Origin of the sequence: Kineococcus glutinatus (assembly GCF_039542765.1) — a bacterium.
GTDB lineage: Bacteria > Actinomycetota > Actinomycetes > Actinomycetales > Kineococcaceae > Kineococcus_A > Kineococcus_A glutinatus.
The window spans coordinates 1-5,834 of the sequence record NZ_BAABIL010000177.1; the positions used below are offsets into that span (position 1 = coordinate 1).

Consider the following 5,834-nt stretch of genomic DNA (forward strand, 5'->3'; position numbering starts at 1 on the left):
CGGTGGCAGCTCCTCCTCCGGTGGCAGCTCCTCCTCCGGTGGCAGCTCCTCCTCCGGTGGGGGGCAGTCCTCCGCGCCCGCCACCGGTGGATCCACCGGCTCCGTGACGACCCCGCCGACCAGCCCGCCGACCACCTCGCCCGGCGGTTCTCCCGGTGCCACCGGCGAGCCCGCGCCCGGCACCGCGTCGCCGGGCGGGCCCGGCACCGACCCCGCCACCCCGGACACCGGTCCGGGCACCGGTTCCGACGGCGGCGACGACCCGACCACGACCCCCGGGACGAGCGCACCCACCACCAGCGCACCGCCGAGCACGACGGACGTCCCCGCGCCCTCCGACGAGCCCACCGGCGACGCGTCCCCCGAGGCGTCCTCCTCCCCGGGGGCGGAGCTCGTCGCCCCGACCCCGACCGGGGAGGACGCGCCGCCGGTGGCGACGCCCGAACCCGCTCCGCTGCCCCCGGTGTCGCCGCAGAGCGGCGCGCCCGACGCCGCCCCGGCCACCTCCGCGGAGGTGGACGGGACCGGGGCCGCGGCGGCGGGGACCGCGGCGGCGACGACGTAGCATCGGGAGCGTGACCCCGCCGCTGCCCGACAACGCCCCCACCGGCTCAGAGCTCCCCGGGGACGGCTCCCCGTTCGGGTTCCTCGGCCTCACCTACGACGACGTGCTCCTGCTGCCCGGCGAGTCCGACGTCGTGCCCAGCGACGTGGACACCTCCAGCCGGGTCTCCAAGCGCATCACGCTGCGGATGCCGCTGCTGTCCTCGGCGATGGACACCGTCACCGAGGCGCGGATGGCCATCGCCATCGCCCGCCAGGGCGGCCTGGGCGTGCTGCACCGCAACCTCTCCGCGGAGGAGCAGGCCGCGCAGGTGGACCTCGTGAAGCGCTCGGAGTCCGGGATGGTCACCCAGCCGGTGACGATCGGCGCGGACGCCACGCTCGCCGACGTCGACGCCGTCTGCGGCCGCTACCGGATCAGCGGCGTGCCCGTCACCGACGCCGAGGGGCACCTGCTGGGCATCGTCACCAACCGGGACCTGCGCTTCGAGTCGGACTTCACCCGCCCCGTGCGCGACGTCATGACGCCCATGCCGCTCGTCACCGCACCCGTGGGGGTCTCCAGCGACGAGGCGATGGCCCTGCTGCGCCGGCACAAGGTGGAGAAGCTGCCGATCGTGGACGCCGACGGGCGCCTCACCGGCCTCATCACCGTCAAGGACTTCACGAAGCGCGAGCAGTACCCGCACGCGACGAAGGACGCCGACGGCCGGCTGCGGGTCGCCGCCGCCATCGGCATCTTCGAGGACGCCTGGAAGCGCGCCATGCTCCTCGTCGACGCCGGCGTCGACCTGCTCGTGGTGGACATGGCGCACGGCCACTCCCGCGCGGTGCTGGAGATGATCTCGCGGCTGAAGGCGGACGCCGCCGTGGCGCACGTCGACGTCGTCGGCGGCAACGTCGCCACCCGCGCGGCGGCGCAGGCCCTCGTGGACGCCGGCGCGGACGGCATCAAGGTGGGCGTCGGCCCCGGCTCCATCTGCACCACCCGCGTCGTGGCCGGCGTGGGCGTCCCGCAGGTCAGCGCCATCCACGAGGCGGCCCGGGCGGCGCGCCCGGCGGGGGTCCCCGTCATCGGCGACGGCGGCCTGCAGTACTCCGGGGACATCGCCAAGGCGCTGGTCGCCGGCGCGGACACGGTGATGCTCGGCTCGCTGCTGGCCGGTTGCGAGGAGAGCCCCGGCGAGCTGGTCTTCATCAACGGCAAGCAGTTCAAGTCCTACCGGGGCATGGGCTCCCTCGGCGCGCAGCAGACGCGCACCGGGGCGCGCTCGTTCTCCAAGGACCGCTACTTCCAGAACGACGTCCTCAGCGACGACCGGTTCGTGCCCGAGGGCGTGGAGGGCCAGGTGCCCTACCGCGGGCCGCTGGCCGCCGTGGCCCACCAGCTCGTCGGCGGCCTGCGGCAGTCGATGTTCTACGCCGGGGCGCGCTCGGTGCCCGAGCTGCAGGCCGTGGGCCGCTTCGTGCGGATCACCGCGGCGGGGCTGAAGGAGAGCCACCCCCACGACATCCAGATGACGGTCGAGGCCCCCAACTACACCCGCCGCTGAGGCCGGCCGGGTGGCGCCCGGCGGGACGGGGGCGGGGCCGCGGGTAACCTTCCGGGGTGAGTGAGATCGAGATCGGCCGGGGCAAGCGCGGCCGCCGTGCCTACAGCTTCGACGACATCGCCATCGTCCCGAGCCGTCGCACCCGCGACCCGGAGGACGTGTCGACGGGCTGGCAGATCGACGCCTACCACTTCGACCTGCCGGTGCTGTCCGCGCCGATGGACTCGGTGGTCTCGCCCGCGACCGCGATCGCCCTGGGCCGGCTCGGCGGCCTCGGCGTGCTGGACCTCGAGGGCCTGTGGACCCGGTACGACGACCCGGAGCCGCTGCTGGCGGAGATCGCCGCGCTGCCCGCCGAGGGCGCCACCGCCCGCATGCAGCAGATCTACGCCGCGCCGATCCGCCCGGAGCTCGTCAAGGCCCGCCTCGGGCAGGTCCGCGAGGCGGGGGTCACGGTGGCCGGTGCGCTGTCCCCGCAGCGCACCCAGGAGTTCTGGAAGGTCGTCGTCGACGCCGGCGTCGACCTCTTCGTCATCCGCGGCACGACCGTCTCCGCCGAGCACGTCTCCGGCAACGCCGAGCCGCTCAACCTCAAGCGGTTCATCTACGAGCTCGACGTGCCCGTCGTCGTCGGGGGCGCCGCGACCTACACCGCGGCCCTGCACCTGATGCGCACGGGCGCGGCGGGCGTCCTCGTCGGCTTCGGCGGCGGCGCCGCGCACACGACCCGCAAGACGCTGGGCATCCACGCCCCGATGGCCAGCGCCGTCGCCGACGTCGCCGCCGCCCGCCGCGACTACATGGACGAGTCCGGCGGCCGCTACGTCCACGTCATCGCCGACGGCGGCATGGGCACCTCCGGCGACATCGTCAAGGCGGTGGCCTGCGGCTCCGACGCCGTCATGCTCGGCGCGGCCCTGGCGCGGGCGACGGAGGCACCCGGGCGCGGCTGGCACTGGGGCCCGGAGGCGCACCACGCGGTGCTGCCCCGCGGGGAGCGGGTGCGGGTGGGCACGGTGGCCTCGCTCGCGGAGATCCTCAACGGGCCGGGCCGCTCCGCCGACGGCACCACGAACCTCATCGGCGCGCTGCGCCGCTCGATGGCGACCACCGGCTACTCCGACCTCAAGGAGTTCCAGCGCGTCGAGGTCGTCGTCTCCCCCTACCAGCCGACGGCCTGAGGCGCGCGGTGCGCACCTGGACCGTCCCCGACCAGCGCGGGCGCACCGCGCTGGTCACCGGCGCCAACGGCGGCCTGGGCCTGCACGTGGCCCGGGAGCTGGCCCGCGCGGGGGCGCGGGTCCTGCTGGCCTGCCGCGACCCCCGGCGCGGCGCGGCGGCCCTGGAGCGGCTGCGCGCCGAGCTCGGGCCGGCGGTGGACGCCGAGCTCGTCGAGCTCGACGTGGCGGACCTGTCCTCGGTGCGCCGCGCGGCCGCGGAGGTCGCCGAGCGGGCGCCGGTCCTGGACGTCCTCGTCAACAACGCCGGGATCATGGCCACCCCGCGGTGGACGACGCCCGACGGCTTCGAGGGGCAGCTGGCCACCAACCACCTCGGCCACTTCGCCCTGACCGGCCTGCTGCTGCCCGCGCTGCTCGCGGCCCCGCGGCCGCGGGTGGTGAGCGTGGCCAGCGTGGCGCACTGGTTCGGCCGGCTGAACCGCTCCGACCTGATGCACGAGCGGCGGTACTCGCCGTGGCCGGTGTACGGGCAGTCGAAGCTGGCCAACCTGCTCTTCGCGCGCGAGCTGCAGCAGCGGGCGGCGCGGACCCGGCTGCTGTCCCTGGCCGCGCACCCGGGCATCTCCACCACGGAGCTGTTCTCCGTGGGGCCGCGGATGTCCGGCAGCCGGGTGTGGAAGGTCGTGCAGGAGCGCGGCGTGGCGGTGATCGGGCAGCCACCGGAGCGCGGTGCCCTGTCGCTGCTGCGCGCGGCCACCGACCCCGGCGCCCGCGGCGGGGAGTACTTCGGCCCCGACGGCCCGCTCGGCTTCCGCGGCGCCCCGCACCGGGCGCGCGCCATGCCGTGGGCCCGCGACGCGCGCTCGGCGCGCTGGCTGTGGCAGCGCTCGGTGGAGCTGACCGGCGTGGACCACGCAGCGCTGCAGGGGTAGACCCACCGCCCGGGCCCGGGCCCGGCGTCCGGTTCCGGGCGGGCCGGCTCACCCCCGGCCGTGCCAGCTCTCCCACAGCGCCGCGTAGGAACCGCCGCGCGCCAGCAGCTCGGCGTGGGTGCCCAGCTCGGCGATCCGCCCGGCCTCCACGATGGCGATCCGGTCGGCGTCGGAGGCGGTGTGCAGCCGGTGCGCGATCGCCACCACCGTGCGCCCGGCCAGCACCGCCGACAGCGACCGCTCCAGGTGCCGCGCCGCCCTCGGGTCCAGCAGCGACGTCGCCTCGTCGAGCACGAGGGTGTGCGGGTCCGCCAGCACCAGGCGGGCCAGCGCCACCTGCTGCGCCTGCGCGGGCGACAGCGGGTGCCCGCCCTCCCCGACGCTCGTCGCGGTGCCCGCCGGCAGGGCCGCCACCCAGCCCGCCGCGGCGACCTCCGCCAGCGTCGAGGCGACCTGCGCCTCCGACGCCGCCGGGCGCGCCAGCACGAGGTTGTCGCGCAGGGTGCCGGCGAAGACGTGCCGCTCCTGGGTGACGAGGGCCACCTGCCGGCGCATGACGTCCAGGGGCAGGCCGGTGACCTCCGCCCCGCCGACCCGCACGCTGCCCGCCGTCGGGGGGTGGACGCCCGCGATGAGCCGCCCCAGGGTCGACTTGCCCGCCCCCGAGGGGCCGACGACGGCCAGCCGCTCCCCGGGGCGCAGGTCCAGGGACACCCCGTGCAGCACGTCCGCGCCCGGGCTGCCGTCGGGACGGGGGTAGGCGTAGCGCACCTCCTGCACGCGCACGTCGGTCCCGGCGGGGGAGCCGGGGCGCTCCTCGCGGTCCGGCTCGACGTCGCCGAGGCCGACGACGCGCGCGAAGGACGCCTGCCCGACCTGCAGCTCGTCCCACCACATGAGCAGCTCCGAGACCGGGTTGACGAGCTGGCGCAGGTACAGCACCACCGCCGTCACCTGCCCCGCCGTCGCGGCGCCGTCGGCGACGAGGTACCCGCCCCAGGCCAGGGCCACGACGACGGGCACCGAGTAGGACAGCTCGATGCTCGGGAACCAGCGGGTGCGCAGCGCCAGGGTGCGCCGCTCCGCCGCGTACGTGCCGCGCAGCACGTCGTCGAGGACGGCGTCGCGGTGGGCGCCGAGGCCGAAGGCGTCGACGGTGCGCGCCCCGTCCGTGGTCTCCACCAGCGTGCTGTTCAGCCGCGCCCACGCGGCGCGCTCGGCCAGGTACGCGGCCGGCGCCCGGCGCAGGTACCAGCGCGTCGTGACCGCCAGCAGCGGCAGGCCCACCAGGCCCGCCAGCGCCACGACCGGGCCGGCGAGGACCGCGGCGACGGCGGTGAGCGCGGCGGTGACGCCGGCCACGAGGATGCGCGGCGCCCCGTAGCGCACGGACTGGCTGAGGGCGTCGACGTCGTCGGTGGTGCGGGAGACGAGGTCGCCGGTGCCGGCCCGCTCCACGACCGACAGCGGCAGCGCGGTGGCGCGCTCGAGGAACTCCTCGCGCAGCCGGGCGAAGACCTCCTCCGCGAGGGCCAGGGACCGCAGCTGCGCCGCGCGGGTCAGCACCGCCTGGGCGAGGACGCCCGCCACCAGCACGGCCACGG

The 5,834-nt window shown here is 76.6% G+C and carries 5 protein-coding genes; 4 read left to right on the plus strand and 1 reads right to left on the minus strand.

Translation table 11 applies throughout. The annotated features are described in order from the left end of the window. The first annotated feature begins 103 nt into the window (after window positions 1–103). The 4 genes from ABEB16_RS07655 to ABEB16_RS07670 are packed head-to-tail and all read left to right on the plus strand — an operon-like array spanning window position 104 to window position 4,230. Window positions 104–565: a hypothetical protein gene (locus ABEB16_RS07655; protein ID WP_345711668.1), complete on the plus strand. Its 462-nt coding sequence runs from the start codon at window positions 104–106 to the stop codon at window positions 563–565. Between the two features lie 22 nt (window positions 566–587). After that, entirely contained in the window at window positions 588–2,117 is a 1,530-nt protein-coding gene (gene guaB / locus ABEB16_RS07660) for an IMP dehydrogenase (RefSeq protein ID WP_345711672.1), read from the plus strand. A gap of 56 nt (window positions 2,118–2,173) precedes the next feature. Beyond that, window positions 2,174–3,298, plus strand: a complete 1,125-nt coding sequence (locus ABEB16_RS07665; RefSeq protein ID WP_345711669.1) for a GuaB3 family IMP dehydrogenase-related protein — start codon at window positions 2,174–2,176, stop codon at window positions 3,296–3,298. Between the two features lie 8 nt (window positions 3,299–3,306). Then, window positions 3,307–4,230 carry an oxidoreductase gene (locus ABEB16_RS07670; RefSeq protein WP_345711670.1) on the plus strand — a complete coding sequence of 308 codons (924 nt, stop codon included), beginning with the start codon at window positions 3,307–3,309 and terminating at the stop codon, window positions 4,228–4,230. A gap of 48 nt (window positions 4,231–4,278) precedes the next feature. Here ABEB16_RS07670 and ABEB16_RS07675 read toward each other — a convergent pair. Next, on the minus strand, window positions 4,279–5,834 hold a 1,556-nt coding region (locus ABEB16_RS07675), incomplete at its 5' end, for an ABC transporter ATP-binding protein (RefSeq protein ID WP_345711671.1).